The organism is Pantoea sp. Ep11b (assembly GCF_040783975.1).
GTDB lineage: Bacteria > Pseudomonadota > Gammaproteobacteria > Enterobacterales > Enterobacteriaceae > Pantoea.
In genome coordinates, this window is the sequence record NZ_CP160631.1 from 2,755,303 (window position 1) to 2,769,682 (window position 14,380).

Sequence of the window (14,380 nt, forward strand, 5' to 3'; positions counted from 1 at the left end):
ATAACGAGCCGACGGCCGTATCCCGCGTTTCCCGCCTGCGCGGGAAAGATAAGTCAGTTTCAGCCGCGGCTGCCTTTCATCAGGTCGCGCTTCATGTCGATGATGTTCTGATAGTCGGCGACCGTCGCCTCACCGATATGCTGCTGACCGCCCACCGCTTTCACGAAGCAGGCGTGATCCTCTTTATCCAGCTTTTTAATCGCCGACACCACTTTCGCTTTGAAGTCAGCGGGCAGCCTGTTGCTGACCAGCACCGGACCGTTGGGGATCAGCGGAGAGTGCCAGATAATGCGGATTTGCTTCATCAGATCCGGGTGGTCCATGCGGATCAGACGGCCAAATGCGCCGGAGGTGTAGCCGCTGTTGTAGTCACCCACCATCGAGGTCCAGGTGACCGCGCCATCAAACTGGTTGTTCAGCACGCCCAGAATGTCCTGCTCGTGACCGCCGGAGAAAGTGACGCTGGAGAAGGTATTGTTATATCTGTCATCCACCGAGCCGCCAAACATCTTCTTAAACGCCTGGTTCGGCATCAGGAAGCCGGAGGTCGAGTCGGGATCGGCCATTCCAAACGATTTGCCCTTGAGATCGTCGATCTTTTTGTAGGGGCTGTCCGCCTTCACGATCACCACCGAGTGGTAGCCGCGCGACTGATCTTTGTCATCAACCACAATGCCGACCACATCCACCGCTTTCGGGTTCTGAATGTAGACCGACGCAAACGAGGCGGGCGACATGCTCAGCACCATATCGATCTTGCCACCCAGCAGGCCCTGAATCACACCCGAATAGTCAGAGGCGTTGCGCATCTGGGTATCGACACCCAGCTCTTTATCAAAGAAGGTCTTCACACACTGATTGTCGCCAATCTGCTGCGTGGCGTTCTGGCCGCCGAGAATGCCCAGGTTAAACTGTTGTGGCGCATCCGCTGCGCTGACACCCAATGCCATGACGGAGGTCAGGAGTGCTAATAAAGTCAGTTTCATTCGACGTGGTTCTCTTACAGTGGACGTTAATGGATTTGGTTAAGTTCATCACCGTACAGCTGCTGCAGCAGGCTGTCGGTCAGTCGGGAGGGATGATCATCAAACAGCACGACGCCGCGCTGAATGCCAATCACCCGGGTACAGTAGCTTTTCACCAGCTCGATGGAGTGCAGGTTAACCATCACGCTGATGCCCTGCTGGCTGACCTGGCGCAGCACATCCATGATGCGTTTGGTATTTTTCGGATCCAGCGACGCCACCGGCTCGTCGGCCAGCAGGATCCTGGGGTTCTGCATCAGCGCACGGCAGATCGCCACGCGCTGCATCTGCCCGCCGGAGAGGTTCTCAGCGCGCTGCAGCGCCTGCGGCAGCATGTTCATCCACTGCAGCAGTTCGATAGCGTGCGCCCGGTCGCGGTCAGAGAAAATTTTAAAGAAGGATTTCAGCGTGCCGGTCTGGCTCAGCCGTCCCAGCAGGACGTTGGTCAGCACGTCGAGGCGCGGCACCAGACAGAAATCCTGAAAGATCATGCCGCACTGACTGCGCCACTCGCGCATCTGGCGGCTGTTGAGCGTCACCACGTTACGCTCCGCCTCCCCCTGCGCGCTGATAATCGCGCCGGACGTGGCATCGATGGTGCCGTTGAGCATATGCAGCAGGGTCGATTTACCGGCCCCTGAACGGCCGATGACCCCTACCAGCTCCCCGGCATGCAGGTCGAAACTGACCTGATCCAGCACCGTCGTGTCGCCGTACGCTTTGCTCAGTTTCTGCACTGACAACACTTTTTGTCCGCGTTGGCTGGCTGGCGGCAGATCGTTATCGACCACCGTTTTCAAGAGGGCCTGTGCCATGCTGTTCTCCGTCATCGCTGATTACGTTCTGCGGCTTATTAAGGCGTGGCGCGATGAACGCGGGATGACAGCCAGATGATCAAACTGTGACAGGCCACGCGGCATCGCACCGCAGCGTCTGTCCATCACGGGCAGGCTGCACGCCCTCCGGTAGCGCATTTTCCGCCAGCCAGTTATCCATCTCATGACTGAGGTGCGTCAGCCAGGTCTGACGCGGTCGCAGCAGCGCCACGATCGCCAGCGCCTGCGTCACATCATTGTGGTTTCGCGGCGCGGCGCGCGGCGGATCGTTGCAGTCAATCACCAGCTGGTCCAGCGCCTGACCGCGCAGGAAGTCGGCGGTGTCGGGCGGCAGGCCGCAGGTGTCACACAGCCAGGCGATGCGGATGTCATGCCACGCCAGCAGATAGCCGTGCGTCAGCCGGGAGTGCTGCAGCGGCAGCGGCGTGACCTGCAGTTCGCCAAAGGCGTGCGCCACGAACGGCGTCAGGGCGGGCCGGAAATCGAGCAGGCCGGGGTGTTTGTAGAGATCGTCACAGCCACGCGGGTCGGGCGGCCCCCAGACCGGGATCGAGTCGCCCTGCCCCCAGCGCAGCGCAAACAGCCCCTGGACATGATCCATGTGGTAGTGCGTCAGCAGAATGCGCGACAGGGTGCCGGGCGGGAAACGGGACGCCAGCAGCGGCAGCCCGGCATCCAGCAGGATCCGTTCGCGGCCATACTCAATCAGCGCGCTGCAGGGCGCCCGCGCAAGACGGGGGTCGTGTGTGGCCCGCTGGCAGGCGCGGCAGCGGCAGCCCGGCAGCGGTGCCGCCGTCACCCCGCCGGTGCCCAGAAACGTGAGTCTCAGAGAGGCCGATGTGTTGTTATCCGCACCGGAACCGGTGCCGGGTTGCGTCCGCGTCATGGATGCGCCTCCAGAAGCTGGCGCAACTGCCGGACGGTCTCCGCCAGGGTGCCATCATTGTTCAGGATCAGACAGCCGTCGGGCTGCGGCTGCGCCGCGCGGGCCAGCCGCCGGGCAATCTCCGCCTCATCTTCCCGTCCGCGCTGACGGAGCCGCGCCGCCAGCACCGCAGGCGAGACCTGCAGACAGACCGGCAGCAGCTGCGCGCCGAAGCGGGCCTGCGCCTGCGCCAGATGCAGCCGGGAGCCGTTCACCACCACACTCTGTCCGCGCGCCAGCCACTGCTCCGCCTCACAGCCGATGCCATAGCAGAAGCCGTGCGCCTGCCAGCTCACCGCGAACAGCCCCAGCGCGGCGCGGCGGGCAAACTCCGCGTCGCTCAGCGCCACATGGTTCTCGCCGCCCGCATCGGCGGCGCGGGTGATGTAGCGATGCGCGATTAGCAGCCGGGGCGGCGGTGACGCACGCAGCGCATCCAGCAGGCTATCCTTGCCTGAGCCGGAGGGCCCGGTCAGCCAGATGAGCCGCGCCATCAGTACACCTGCCGCCCTTTGCTCCAGACGTGCCGCACATGCGGATAGCCGTGGGCGGTATGGGCCAGCACCAGATCGGCGCGGCAGCCTTCGGCGATCACCCCGCGATCGAACAGCCCCAGCGCGTGCGCCGGATTGCAGGTGACCAGGGCGATCGCCTGCGCCATGCCCAGGCTGTTGCGCGCATCCTGCGCCAGCCGGAACGCGGCATCCAGCAGGCTGGCCGGGTAGTAGTCGGAAGAGAGAATGTTCAGCAGCCCGCTGGCGGCCAGCTCCCAGGCGGCGACGTTGCCGGAGTGGGAGCCGCCCCGCACGATGTTGGGCGCGCCCATCAGCACCTGCATGTTGCGATAGCGCGAGGCGCGCGCCGCCTCCAGCGTGGTCGGGAACTCGGCGATGCGGCTGCCCGCCGCGTGCGACTCCTCAACGTGCGCGGCGGTAGCATCGTCGTGGCTGGCGATGGCGATACCATGTTCCCGGCAGAGCCCGGCTATCGTCTCACGGTTAGGCTGCGACCACGCCGCCGCCAGGGTAAGCTGGTCATGTTCGAACTGATCCATCTCCGCATCATTGAGCTGATATTTGCCCTGATAATATTCGCGATATTTGGTCAGCGAGGCGTACTGCCGCTGGCCCGGTGAATGGTCCATCAGCGACACCAGCGCCAGCTCCGGGGTGCCCATCAGCGCCTCAAACAGCGACGCCGTGGTGGGATGCGGCAGCTCACAGCGCAGATGCAGCAGATGCTCGGCCCGGTTCAGCCCTTTGCGGTTGCTGTCGCGGATGGCGTCGATCATTTTGCTGAGGTTGTCCAGCCGGTGTCCGCCGTCGCGCACATCGCCGACGCCAATCGCGTCCAGCACGGTGGTGATGCCGCTGGAAACCATCAGCGCATCGTGACTGCTCATCGCCGAATGCGCAGGCCAGTCCACTTTGGGTCGCGGCGTGAAAAACTTGTCGAGATTATCGGTGTGCAGTTCCACCAGCCCCGGCAGCAGCCAGGCCCCTTCCCCATCCAGCGCACCCGGCTGCTGGCTGCTGGTTTCGCTGAAGCTGCTGATGCGCTCATCGCGGAACTCCAGCGAGCCGCTCACCACTTCGTTTTCCAGCACCAGTCTGACGTTATTGATGATCATGCCTGCGCTCCTGTTTCGATCGGCTGCATCAGGTGCAGCCGGTCAGCCACCCGCTCACGCACCGCCCGATCGTGAAAAATACCGACGATGGCGGCACCCCGGGCGCGCGCCTGTTCAATGAGTTCGACGACCGCCGCGCTGTTCACACTGTCGAGTGAGGCGGTCGGCTCATCCAGCAGCAGCACCGGATAGTCGGCGATAAAACCGCGGGCGATGTTAACCCGCTGCTGCTCGCCCCCGGAGAAGGTGGAGGGCGCCAGCGACCAGAGGCGCTGCGGAACGTTGAGGCGGCTCAGCAGTTCAGCGGCCCGCGCCTCGCAGAGGGTGCGCTCAACGCCACGCTCCAGCAGCGGCTGCATCACGATCTCCAGCGTCGGCACCCGCGGAATGACCCGCAGAAACTGGCTGACCCAGCCCAGGGTATCGCGCCGCAGCGCAATAATCTGGCGCGCCGGGGCCTGCGCCATGTCGATCCAGTCACCCTGATGGGCGATCCGGATATGACCGCTGTCGGGCTGATAGTTGCCATACAGCGCCCGCAGCAGCGTGGATTTGCCGCTGCCGGAGTGACCGTGCAGCACCACGCATTCGCCCTCGCCCACCGTGAGGCTGGCGTTATGCAGCACCGGCAGCGCCGCGCCATTCTGGTTATGCAGCACAAAGGTCTTGCAGAGATTTTCAACCCGCAGGCGGGCAGTATTCGTCGTCATTTAATTGAGCACCGAAGAGACCAGCAGTTGAGTGTAGGGATGATGAGGATCGTCCAGCACGCGGTCGGTCAGACCGCTCTCCACCACCCGCCCCTGTTTCATCACCAGCAGGCGATGCGCCAGCAGTCGCGCCACGCCGAGATCGTGGGTGACGATGATCACCGCCAGATTCAGCTCACGCACCAGCGTGCGCAGCAGATCCAGCAGGCGCGCCTGCACGGAGACATCCAGCCCGCCCGTTGGCTCATCCATAAACATCAGCTGCGGCTGCGTCACCAGATTGCGGGCGATCTGCAGACGCTGCTGCATGCCGCCGGAAAAGGTGGTGGGCAGATCGTCGATGCGACCGGCATCGATCTCCACGGCCTGCAGCCAGCGGCTCGCCTCGGCGCGGATGTCGCCATAGTGGCGCTGCCCGGTCGCCATCAGCCGTTCGCCGATGTTGCCCCCTGCGCTGACCTGCGGACGCAGCCCCGCCATCGGATGCTGATGCACTACCCCCCACTCGGTGCGCAGCAGGCGACGGCGCTCGCTCTCGCTCATCTGCCAGAGATCGCCTCCCCGATAGAGAATGGTGCCCTGCTGGGGAGCCAGGCGCGCCGACAGGCTCTGCAGCAGCGTGGTTTTACCGGAGCCGGACTCGCCGACAATCCCCAGCACTTCGCCGGGATAAAGATCGAAACTGACCTGCTCAAACCCTTTGCCCGGCGCATAGAGATGGGTGAGCTGACTGACCGCAAGCAGCGGCTGTTCACTGTGCATGGTGCTGTTCCTGCTGCTGATGGCAAAAATCGGTGTCGGAGCAGACAAACATCCGCGTGCCCTGGTCATCCATCACCACCTCATCCAGATAGCTGTGGCGCGAGCCGCACAGCGCGCAGGGTTCATCCCACTGCTGAACCGTGAAGGGGTGATCCTCGAAGTCGAGACTTTCCACGCGGGTGTAAGGCGGCAACGCGTAGATGCGTTTTTCGCGGCCGGCACCAAACAGCTGCAGTGCGGGCATCATGTGCATTTTCGGGTTGTCGAATTTGGGGATCGGCGAGGGGTCCATCACATAGCGATCGTTGACCCGGACCGGATAGGCGTAGGTGGTGGCGATATGGCCATAGCGGGCGATATCTTCGTAGAGCTTCACCTGCATGATGCCGTACTCCTCCAGGGCGTGCAGGGTGCGGGTCTCGGTTTCGCGCGGCTCGATAAACCGCAGCGGCTCCGGGATCGGCACCTGAAAGATCAGGATCTGATCCTCTTCCAGCGGCGTTTCCGGGATGCGGTGACGGGTCTGGATCAGGGTCGCATCGGCGGTGCGCTCGGTGGTGGCGGCATTGCTGACCCGCTTAAAGAACTGGCGGATCGACACCGCATTGGTGGTGTCATCCGCGCCCTGATCGATCACCTTGAGCACATCCTGATCGCCAATCACGCTGGCGGTGATCTGGATACCGCCGGTGCCCCAGCCATAGGGCATCGGCATCTCGCGTCCGGCGAACGGCACCTGATAGCCGGGGATCGCCACCGCTTTCAGGATGGCGCGGCGGAGGGTGCGTTTGGTCTGCTCGTCGAGATAGCCGTTGTTATAGCCGGTGAGTTCAGCCATGGTTGCGCTCCTGATAATCGTGCTGCAGCTGCTTAAGCAACGCCAGCTCGGCCTGGAAATCGACGTAGTGCGGCAGCTTGAGATGTGAGACAAAGCCCGCAGCTTCAACGTTGTCGGCGTGCGACAGCACAAACTCCTCATCCTGCGCCGGGCTGGTGATGCGCTCCTGCTGTTCGCGGCTCTGCAGCGCCCGATCCACCAGCGCCATCGCCATCGCCTTGCGTTCGGCGCGGCCAAAGACCAGGCCGTAACCGCGGGTGAAGTGCGGTGCCGCCGCCTCGCTGTGGGCCACGCCGTTGACCATTTCACACTCCGTCAGCAGCAGTTCGCCAATCTCCAGCTCAAAGCCCAGCTCTTCGGGACAGAGGCTGACGCTGACATAACCGGTGCGGATCTCACCGGCAAACGGGTGGGTGCGGCCATACCCGCGCTGGGTCGAGTAACCCAGCGCCAGCAGAAAGCCTTCGTCGCCGCGCACCAGCTGCTGCAGCCGTGCTGCGCGCGAGGTGGGATAATGCAGCGGCTCGCGGGTGATATCGGCAGGCTCGCTGCCATCATCCACCTCTTCGGTGGCCAGCCCTTCACTGCTCATCATGCTGAACATGTGCGGGCACGCCCCGGTCATCTGGTTATCGTCGCGCGGTGCGGCCGGGGTCTCACCGTTGGCCAGCAGCGTAAAGTCGAGCAGGCGGTGGCTGTAGTCATAGGTCGGCCCCAGTACCTGGCCGCCCGGCAAATCTTTATAGACGGCGGAGATGCGGCGTTCGATGCGCATCGCGCCGGTCGCCAGCGGCGTGCTTTCCGCCAGCCGGGGCAGCGTGGTGCGATAGGCGCGCAGCAGGAAGATCGCCTCAACCAGATCGCCGCTGGCCTGCTTGATCGCCAGCGCCGCCAGTTCCGGATCGTAAATGCCGCCTTCGGTCATCACCCGATCGACCGCCAGCCCAAGCTGCTGCGCCACCTGGTCGCAGCCGAGTTCCGCCACCGCCCGATCGCCCCGCCGCAGATCGGCCTGCAGCTGATGGGCATGGGCTATCGCTTTCTCGCCCCCTTTGACCGCGACATACATCAGCACACCTCCACAACGGTCGTGCGCGGCACGGCCATCATCGCTTCGCCACAGGTGAAGATCAGATCCACGCCCTGCGGGAATGGATGCGGCCGGGCACGCAGGTATTCCAGCACGCTCTCCGGCAGCTGCGGCGCAATGGCGCGGGTTTCCCGCAGGCCCGGTCCGGAGAGGCGCAGCGTTAAGCCGCCATTCAGCGACGGCACTTCGATAATCAGCGTGGTGCTTTTTTCCGGTGAGAGATTGTCACCGGCCGCAAACTGCGCCGGATCGGGCTGCGCCGCCGCATGGCTCAGGGCAAACGGGGCATCCTGCCCGCTGCTGATCGGCGCGCCGGTATGAAAACGCAGGTTGCTGCGCAGCTGCTCGCTGTCGATTTTTGCATCCAGCCAGATCGGGCTCTCCTGATCGACCAGCGTCAGCAGCAGCGCCGTGGCGGCAGGCGACAGTGCCCCCCAGCCCTGCTGCAGGGGCAGCGAGACCATCACGCCCGGTTCGCTCATCGCTTTCAGAATGCGGCGAAACGCGCGCTGTGCATCCGCCACCGGATGGTTAAAACTTGCCAGTAAAGTCATCAGTTATCTCCGCGAACCAGCGTAAAGAAATCCACTTTGCTGCTGGCGATTTCACGGGCGCGCAGCTGACGCTGCTCCTCACGCCACGCCGCCAGCGGGGTAATAATCTTCTCTTCCAGCAACGGCCGGGTTTCCGGCTGCTGCAGCAGCGCATCCAGCAGGGCGCAGCGCTCGGCATGCGCTTTGTCGCGCCCCAGCAGATAGCTGTAACCCAGGGTGCCATCCTCCAGCTGCACCACCGCTCGCGTCACCGTGGCATCGCCCATGACAAAGCGGTTGCCGGTCGCGCCCATCCGCGCCTGAAGCCGCGTCAGCCCGATCTCCGCCGGACGGACCAGGGTGAATGCGGGCTGGAGATTCAGCGCCTGCCAGTGGGTTTCCAGCATGGCGGCGTTGCTGTGGGCCAGTACCGACAGCCAGCGCTGGCGATCCGTTTGCTGTTCCATTAGTGCTCCAGGGTCAGTTCGATCATGTCACCGCGCGTCAGGCTGACGGAGTATTCCGCCAGCGCGCCATCGCAGGTTTTGTTCAGGGTGCGCACGCAGAGCAGTGGCGCGTGCAGGGCGATATCGAGCTGGCGGCACTCTTTGGCCTGCGCGCGGCGGGTGCTTATACGCGTCTGGGTGCGCACCAGCTGTTTGCCGGTGTGCTCCACCAGAAAGTCGTGCAGCGAGCCGCTGTTAAAGTGCTGAAGCTGCGGCCACCAGCTGAGATCGGCCAGGAAGTGGTTAATCAGGCAGAGCGGCACGCCGTTGGCGCGGCGCAGGGTGCGCAGATGAATGACGTTGTCGCCCTCTTTCACGCCCAGCGCACTGGCGACGTCGTTGCTGGCCGGACGCAGCACCGCCAGCAGCCGTTCACTGGTCGGGTGGCTGCCCTGTTCCAGCAGATTCTGGCTGAAGCGCGCCTGGGCATGCAGCGGATAGTCATAGGGCCGCATCAGCACCAGGATGCCGACGCCGTGGCGGCGCTGGAGCAGGCCTTTCTGCACCAGCTCATCCACCGCCCGACGCAGCGTGTGGCGGTTCACCGCATAGTGATCGGCGAGCTGTTGCTCGGAGGGCAGATAGTCACCGCAGCGATAACGCTCTTTCAGCGCCTGCTCCAGCTGGGCGGCAACGGCCTGATAGACAGTGGTCGGATGTCTGGATAACTCCATCACGATGAAATCCTCACGGGTTACAGAGTGGGAACGCAGTGACAAGACGCTGCGGGATGGGAGTAGCTTGCGGGGATCAGATGACACTACCGTGACGACGCGGTGAAGGAGTGGTGAACCTGATGGAGAGGTGTGCACCGGGATGCGTCAGCGAACACCCCGGAACCGGCCGTGGAAAAACAGTTAAAGCAGACGACGGGGCTTCAGCCACGGCCCTTTTGCCGCACACGCTTTTTTGACCACGGTGACAAAACGGCAATCCGCCCGGCGGGAAATATAAAGTTGGTTAACGGATGACCGATATTCTAAGCAGGCGTCTTTAACACAACATGGAGAGAGTAATGATTAGCGCATCTGAAAACAGCCTGATCGGCGCAGACGTATTCAGCAAGCAGCAGAGTCTGCCCAGAACGATCACGCTGACACAAGAACAGGTCAGTAAACTGATGGACCCGGCCCCTTCCGCCCTGCCGCAGCTCAGTCAGGCGGCCCGCGATAAAAATCTGAGTGAGGTGGTTCAGCTTCGTAACGGGATAATGGATAAAAGCCGTGCTGCCACCCATGGTATTACCAACGAGATCGACACCTGGTTTTCCGCGCTGCAGTCCGACGCCACGCTCTCTGCAACTGATATGTCCGGACTGATTTCAGATGCGCTGCAATCCTACAGCGGTTCCGGTAATTCCACGACGCTTTCTATGGATCTTGCCGTCACAAAAGGCATGCTGAATAAGCTGGTTGAACGTTTTGTCCCCGGGGAAAAACAGGCCGACAGCTTCCGTGAAGTGGCAAAATTTGTCGCCGATAAGGTAAAAACGCAGGATACGCTCCTGCACGATCTTACCCGGCAGTCACTGGACATAGCCCGACAGTATGGCGACAGCGCAGGCGTAAACCAGTTTCAGCAGCAGTTAGATCTGCTAAGCCGTGGGGAGCATGAGACGCAGAAAGAACGCGATGCCCTCTTCAGCCTCACGGATGCAACAGACAGCAGCGCCGGATGGCTGTCCGGCTTCCGGCAGATGGTCAGCCAGAGTAGTGACAGCGACTTCTTTAAAAGCATCAGCTACGACCATATTGCACAACTGGGATCGCACATCGCGCAGTTCGTCCATAAGGCGCAGCACGCTGATCCCGGCTTTTCGCTAAGTTAACGCCATCCGCTCTGCGGTCGGTGTAAGCACTGAACGCCTGAGAAAGGTGTTGTTATGCCGGCTGCCGTCGTTCAAACCAGGGCGTGATCACCATATGGGGAATCGCCAGCGCCGCCAGCGCAGCAAAGAGTGACTGGATACCCGCCCTGTCGGCAGGATGAAGCATCACTGCGGTTCCCGCCGCCAGCAGAATGGCTGCCGTCAGTACCGGCCAGGTGGCGTGCAGATAGCCGTTGTAGCTGTCACACCCGAGCTGATCGCGCCGTAAGCGGGTTTGCGGCAGCGCATGCAGGATTAAAAAGCCCATCGAAAAACCGACAAACGGCGGCAGTACCACCAGCGCCAGTATGCCGGTAATCAGTGAGCCGTCGTGACGACGTACGCCTGTAACGATCAGGCCCGCCGCACATATCCCACCCGTTATCGCTACGCCTGCTGCCACAGAACGCGGAATGGCTGAAGTCAGCCCGGCCTGCTGCAGAATGGTACTGAACTGGCTCAGATGCAGGGCGGCGGGTGCCGCGATCATGCCGATCCCCCGCGCCAGGCGTTCGATGAGATGCCCCCGCGGGGCATCCTCAAGGGCAAAATGTATTGCGGAGGCCAGCAAAAAGCCGGGCAGTGCCAGAGCCGAATCGTAATGCCACCAGCAGAGACAGAGCACGATGACCACGATGTAGGCGGCAAGAAACGGCAGCCGACGCTCGCGCCGGACCACCTCAAGATCGCTGGCACCGTGTGCCATCCCGAGGAAGCCAATCGCCATCACCGCAAAGGCCAGCTGAACAGACAGGGGGTTCAGGGAGGCAACAAAGGCTGCTCCCCAGAGCGCCGCCCATCCGCCCTGCTTTAGCCGGATCATGCGCTTGCAGCACCCTCATAGCGGCTCTGCGAAAGCGCGTTTTTCAGGTTTCCGGCGGCGTAGAAGGCGTAGAAGACCTTGGCGATGACATCCAGAATTAAAAACACCCAGACTGAGGTCGGATCGGTAATCATCCGGAGCCCTTCCGGACCCACCAGAAAAACGATCGGATAGATGAACCAGACAATGGTCAGCAGCGCCACGTCTTTGTTGTAAGCCGCTGCCAGGGCACGTCCCCGCGTTGCGGCGATGGTGCGCAGCGGCCCCCAGAGCAGGTAAACCACGCCCAGGAAGGCGGCACAGGACCAGAGATACCAGACCCACTTCGCAACACCGCTTTCAGCCAGCGAAGAGACCAGACCGGTGATGATCATCATTACATCCAGCACGATGATGGCCGTCAGAAAGCCCCCCATTTCGCCCGGTTTGCCTTCCTCATGGAAGGCCAGCATGACGAGGCCAGCCAGCAGGATCGGTGTGGTGACAGACCAATCGGCATAGCGTGCCAGGTAGAGGGTCACGCCATTGTCCAGCGTAAGGTTACCGAATCCCATCGCCATTGCCAGATAGGCGGTCGCGGCGATAAAGGGCACAGAAGCGTGCATCAGCGTATGGTGACAGGCAGGAAACTGTTTTCCGCCTGTGGCGTAAATAACCAGTGACGCAATAGCCATGATCGAAAATCCGATCATAAACGCGGTTTGATCCATTTTGTTCTCTCCTGAACTGAGACGCCGGAAAACGTCCGCAGTGCTGCAATATTTAGCGTTAAAATCCCGTTTATATTCATTGCCTGAATATGCTCAAAGTATATGGCGGGATTAACTTTCTGCCTGTCACAGGCGCAGCAAGCGTTAATTTTCAAAAAAACTGTTTAAATAAGTCTCTTTTTCGGACATTTTTTCTCCTTTACATAACCTGACAATGTAATGAACTGTTTCTGTTGATGTCCTGCTGACTGCCTCTTTACGCCGCAGGCCACCCCGAAATTTAAATAAAAACGCTATTTATCATTTAGTTGTAAATTACCCCGCTTTTCAGAAAACCATTTCTATCAGCATCTGACATTGCCATGACAATATTTTTGGCTGGAAAAAGTGCAGCAACCGTCTATGAAAACGCTAATCGTCAGGCGTCAGTCCGGCGGGAAGTTGTCTGCTCAGATATTATTTCTGACAGCCAGAAGCCGACCCATGCTCAGAATAGGCTCGACCTGTTCAGCAGGCAGGATTTATCCGCCTGCGTGATTTCAGACATCACCGTGCGGCCCTGAAAGAGGGGAATAAAACAGAGGCGCTTCTGCGACTTATTTCCTGACGGGTGACGCCGCCGCGTTCAACAGCCATCCGGCGCATCCGCGTCGTTCGCTCTCCGGGAGAAATCGCCTGAATGTGCAGAGGATAAAAGCCGGACAGCCGCCCGTCTGATCGGGTTTCCTTTGCGGACGGCCGCCCTGCTCTCTGAACGTCGTTACTCTGCGCTCTCGCGCACCACCTTCCCGCTTTCGCTATCCGTCAGCGACGCCCTGACCAGCGGCAGGCTTTGCGGGTAGTTCTGCTGAATAAACTCAATCATCTTTTCCCGGACGTAGCAGCGCAGGTCGAAGGCGATAGGGGAGTTCTGTGCGGTCATCAGCATCCTGATGGTCATGGTCTTCTCGGTGGTGTCGGTCACCTGCAGAACCTGGGTTTCGCCATCCCACAGGCGGGTTTCGCTCAGCACCTTTTCAAAATGCCGGCGCAGCGGCTCCAGCGGCATCGAGTAATCAACGTAGAGAAACACCGAGCCTAAGATCTGGGCGTTATTGCGCGTCCAGTTCTGGAACGGGTTTTCAGTAAAATAGGTGATCGGCAGCACGAGACGGCGCAGATCCCAGATACGCACCACCACATAGGTCAGGTTGATCTCTTCTATCCAGCCCCACTCTTTCTCCACCACCACCGCATCATCAATCTTAATCGGCTGGGTAAAGGCGATCTGGATACCGGCAAACAGATTGACCAGCGACTTCTGCAGGGCGAAACCGATAATAATCCCGGCCACACCGGCACCGGCCAGGATGGTGGTGCCGAATTTGCGGACGCCAGGAAAGCTCAGCAGGATCAGCGAAACGCAGAAGAGCACCAGGATGACAATCACCACTTTTTTGACATAGATAATCTGGGTGCGGATTTTGCGCGCCCGCAGGTTATTGGAGATGTTGATGTCATAGCGGATATAGAGCATATCCTGCGCCACATTCGTCAGCCGGATCAAGACCGAGCAGAAGGACATAATGATAAAGACGTTGATGATGTTGGTGATTAACTCCAGTGAATCAGGATGGAAGTTAATGTAGTTGATACCGACATTGATCATCAGCAGCGGAATGAAGAAAAACATGGAACCCCTGAGGTGTTTCTCAAGGGATTTAAACAGTTTTCTGTCGCGGATCTGCCAGTAGCGGATAAACCCGAGCAGGATCAGGCGGGCCAGAAAACCCAGAATAAACGAGAGCGAGACGAGTAATACAACAGGCACCCACGAGGGGAAACCAGATAACTCACCGAATAACAAAGGCATTATCTTCCCTTTCAGTAAGCTGACAGCCTCAGGCTGGCAGGCAAGTGATACATGCAGTAACCGTTGTATTCACGGTTATCCGTTCGTCAATCAGCGCAGACAAGTATGAACCATAGCCGCGAAGTTCACAGGGAATGCGGGAAAGCCCGCGTTCACCCCGCGCGGGACAGACGCTGTTTACCCTTCCGGCCGCCTCGCTTCATTAGATTCACTGATGAAAGGCGCAATTTTCCCGCCTGACCATTCGCAACCGTCGCGGCGCGCCACGCGCGA

The 14,380-nt window shown here is 60.8% G+C and carries 16 protein-coding genes; 1 reads left to right on the forward strand and 15 read right to left on the reverse strand.

Features of this window, described 5'->3' with window-relative positions; translation table 11 throughout:
* Window positions 1-59: 59 nt before the first annotated feature.
* The 12 genes from phnD to phnF form a co-directional block, all read right to left on the reverse strand.
* A complete protein-coding gene (gene phnD, locus AB1748_RS13110) occupies window positions 60-986 on the reverse strand; it encodes a phosphonate ABC transporter substrate-binding protein (protein ID WP_367395584.1) in 927 nt (308 codons plus the stop codon).
* A gap of 26 nt (window positions 987-1,012) precedes the next feature.
* Complete coding sequence (gene phnC, locus AB1748_RS13115; protein ID WP_367395585.1) at window positions 1,013-1,840, reverse strand: phosphonate ABC transporter ATP-binding protein; 828 nt, start codon at window positions 1,838-1,840, stop codon at window positions 1,013-1,015.
* A gap of 79 nt (window positions 1,841-1,919) precedes the next feature.
* Complete coding sequence (gene phnP / locus AB1748_RS13120) at window positions 1,920-2,690, reverse strand: phosphonate metabolism protein PhnP (RefSeq protein ID WP_293772103.1); 771 nt, start codon at window positions 2,688-2,690, stop codon at window positions 1,920-1,922.
* A gap of 53 nt (window positions 2,691-2,743) precedes the next feature.
* Window positions 2,744-3,280: a ribose 1,5-bisphosphokinase gene (gene phnN, locus AB1748_RS13125; RefSeq protein WP_367395586.1), complete on the reverse strand. Its 537-nt coding sequence runs from the start codon at window positions 3,278-3,280 to the stop codon at window positions 2,744-2,746.
* Window positions 3,280-4,416 carry an alpha-D-ribose 1-methylphosphonate 5-triphosphate diphosphatase gene (gene phnM, locus AB1748_RS13130; protein ID WP_367395587.1) on the reverse strand — a complete coding sequence of 379 codons (1,137 nt, stop codon included), beginning with the start codon at window positions 4,414-4,416 and terminating at the stop codon, window positions 3,280-3,282. The genes phnN and phnM overlap by 1 nt, the downstream gene beginning before the upstream one ends.
* On the reverse strand, window positions 4,413-5,126 hold the full coding sequence (gene phnL, locus AB1748_RS13135; protein WP_367395588.1) for a phosphonate C-P lyase system protein PhnL: 714 nt from the start codon (window positions 5,124-5,126) through the stop codon (window positions 4,413-4,415). Before phnL ends, phnM begins: the two co-directional genes overlap by 4 nt.
* On the reverse strand, window positions 5,127-5,888 hold the full coding sequence (gene phnK / locus AB1748_RS13140; RefSeq protein ID WP_111141393.1) for a phosphonate C-P lyase system protein PhnK: 762 nt from the start codon (window positions 5,886-5,888) through the stop codon (window positions 5,127-5,129).
* Window positions 5,878-6,726, reverse strand: coding sequence for an alpha-D-ribose 1-methylphosphonate 5-phosphate C-P-lyase PhnJ (locus AB1748_RS13145; protein ID WP_293771540.1), 849 nt, complete (start codon window positions 6,724-6,726; stop codon window positions 5,878-5,880). Before AB1748_RS13145 ends, phnK begins: the two co-directional genes overlap by 11 nt.
* The gene (locus AB1748_RS13150) at window positions 6,719-7,795 is read right to left on the reverse strand and encodes a carbon-phosphorus lyase complex subunit PhnI (RefSeq protein WP_293771543.1); all 1,077 of its coding nucleotides are present in this window, start codon (window positions 7,793-7,795) and stop codon (window positions 6,719-6,721) included. The genes AB1748_RS13145 and AB1748_RS13150 overlap by 8 nt, the downstream gene beginning before the upstream one ends.
* A complete protein-coding gene (gene phnH / locus AB1748_RS13155) occupies window positions 7,795-8,370 on the reverse strand; it encodes a phosphonate C-P lyase system protein PhnH (RefSeq protein ID WP_111141390.1) in 576 nt (191 codons plus the stop codon). The genes AB1748_RS13150 and phnH overlap by 1 nt, the downstream gene beginning before the upstream one ends.
* On the reverse strand, window positions 8,370-8,816 hold the full coding sequence (gene phnG, locus AB1748_RS13160; protein WP_111141389.1) for a phosphonate C-P lyase system protein PhnG: 447 nt from the start codon (window positions 8,814-8,816) through the stop codon (window positions 8,370-8,372). Before phnG ends, phnH begins: the two co-directional genes overlap by 1 nt.
* On the reverse strand, window positions 8,816-9,529 hold the full coding sequence (phnF, locus tag AB1748_RS13165; RefSeq protein WP_111141388.1) for a phosphonate metabolism transcriptional regulator PhnF: 714 nt from the start codon (window positions 9,527-9,529) through the stop codon (window positions 8,816-8,818). Before phnF ends, phnG begins: the two co-directional genes overlap by 1 nt.
* 341 nt (window positions 9,530-9,870) lie before the next feature.
* On the opposite strand from phnF, the gene AB1748_RS13170 reads away from it, so the two are divergent.
* A complete protein-coding gene (locus tag AB1748_RS13170; RefSeq protein ID WP_367395589.1) occupies window positions 9,871-10,683 on the forward strand; it encodes a hypothetical protein in 813 nt (270 codons plus the stop codon).
* Window positions 10,684-10,735: 52 nt separating this feature from the next.
* Here AB1748_RS13170 and AB1748_RS13175 read toward each other — a convergent pair whose 3' ends face one another.
* The 3 genes from AB1748_RS13175 to AB1748_RS13185 form a co-directional block, all read right to left on the reverse strand.
* Window positions 10,736-11,545 (reverse strand): Brp/Blh family beta-carotene 15,15'-dioxygenase, encoded by an 810-nt coding sequence (locus AB1748_RS13175; RefSeq protein WP_367395590.1) that lies wholly within the window; start codon window positions 11,543-11,545, stop codon window positions 10,736-10,738.
* A complete protein-coding gene (locus AB1748_RS13180) occupies window positions 11,542-12,255 on the reverse strand; it encodes a bacteriorhodopsin (RefSeq protein WP_367395591.1) in 714 nt (237 codons plus the stop codon). The genes AB1748_RS13175 and AB1748_RS13180 overlap by 4 nt, the downstream gene beginning before the upstream one ends.
* A 760-nt stretch (window positions 12,256-13,015) precedes the next feature.
* Entirely contained in the window at window positions 13,016-14,107 is a 1,092-nt protein-coding gene (locus tag AB1748_RS13185) for a mechanosensitive ion channel family protein (RefSeq protein WP_111141384.1), read from the reverse strand.
* Window positions 14,108-14,380: the final 273 nt, after the last annotated feature.

Coding starts and splice junctions, on each gene's coding strand:
- AB1748_RS13150 (WP_293771543.1), bottom strand. CDS start 7,795: ATGTATGTCGCGGTCAAAGGGGGCGAGAAAGCGATAGCCCATGCCCAT.
- phnD (WP_367395584.1), bottom strand. CDS start 986: ATGAAACTGACTTTATTAGCACTCCTGACCTCCGTCATGGCATTGGGT.
- AB1748_RS13180 (WP_367395591.1), bottom strand. CDS start 12,255: ATGGATCAAACCGCGTTTATGATCGGATTTTCGATCATGGCTATTGCG.
- phnN (WP_367395586.1), bottom strand. CDS start 3,280: ATGGCGCGGCTCATCTGGCTGACCGGGCCCTCCGGCTCAGGCAAGGAT.
- phnK (WP_111141393.1), bottom strand. CDS start 5,888: ATGCACAGTGAACAGCCGCTGCTTGCGGTCAGTCAGCTCACCCATCTC.
- phnM (WP_367395587.1), bottom strand. CDS start 4,416: ATGATCATCAATAACGTCAGACTGGTGCTGGAAAACGAAGTGGTGAGC.
- AB1748_RS13145 (WP_293771540.1), bottom strand. CDS start 6,726: ATGGCTGAACTCACCGGCTATAACAACGGCTATCTCGACGAGCAGACC.
- phnL (WP_367395588.1), bottom strand. CDS start 5,126: ATGACGACGAATACTGCCCGCCTGCGGGTTGAAAATCTCTGCAAGACC.
- phnC (WP_367395585.1), bottom strand. CDS start 1,840: ATGGCACAGGCCCTCTTGAAAACGGTGGTCGATAACGATCTGCCGCCA.
- phnG (WP_111141389.1), bottom strand. CDS start 8,816: ATGGAACAGCAAACGGATCGCCAGCGCTGGCTGTCGGTACTGGCCCAC.
- phnF (WP_111141388.1), bottom strand. CDS start 9,529: ATGGAGTTATCCAGACATCCGACCACTGTCTATCAGGCCGTTGCCGCC.
- phnH (WP_111141390.1), bottom strand. CDS start 8,370: ATGACTTTACTGGCAAGTTTTAACCATCCGGTGGCGGATGCACAGCGC.
- AB1748_RS13170 (WP_367395589.1), top strand. CDS start 9,871: ATGATTAGCGCATCTGAAAACAGCCTGATCGGCGCAGACGTATTCAGC.
- AB1748_RS13185 (WP_111141384.1), bottom strand. CDS start 14,107: ATGCCTTTGTTATTCGGTGAGTTATCTGGTTTCCCCTCGTGGGTGCCT.
- AB1748_RS13175 (WP_367395590.1), bottom strand. CDS start 11,545: ATGATCCGGCTAAAGCAGGGCGGATGGGCGGCGCTCTGGGGAGCAGCC.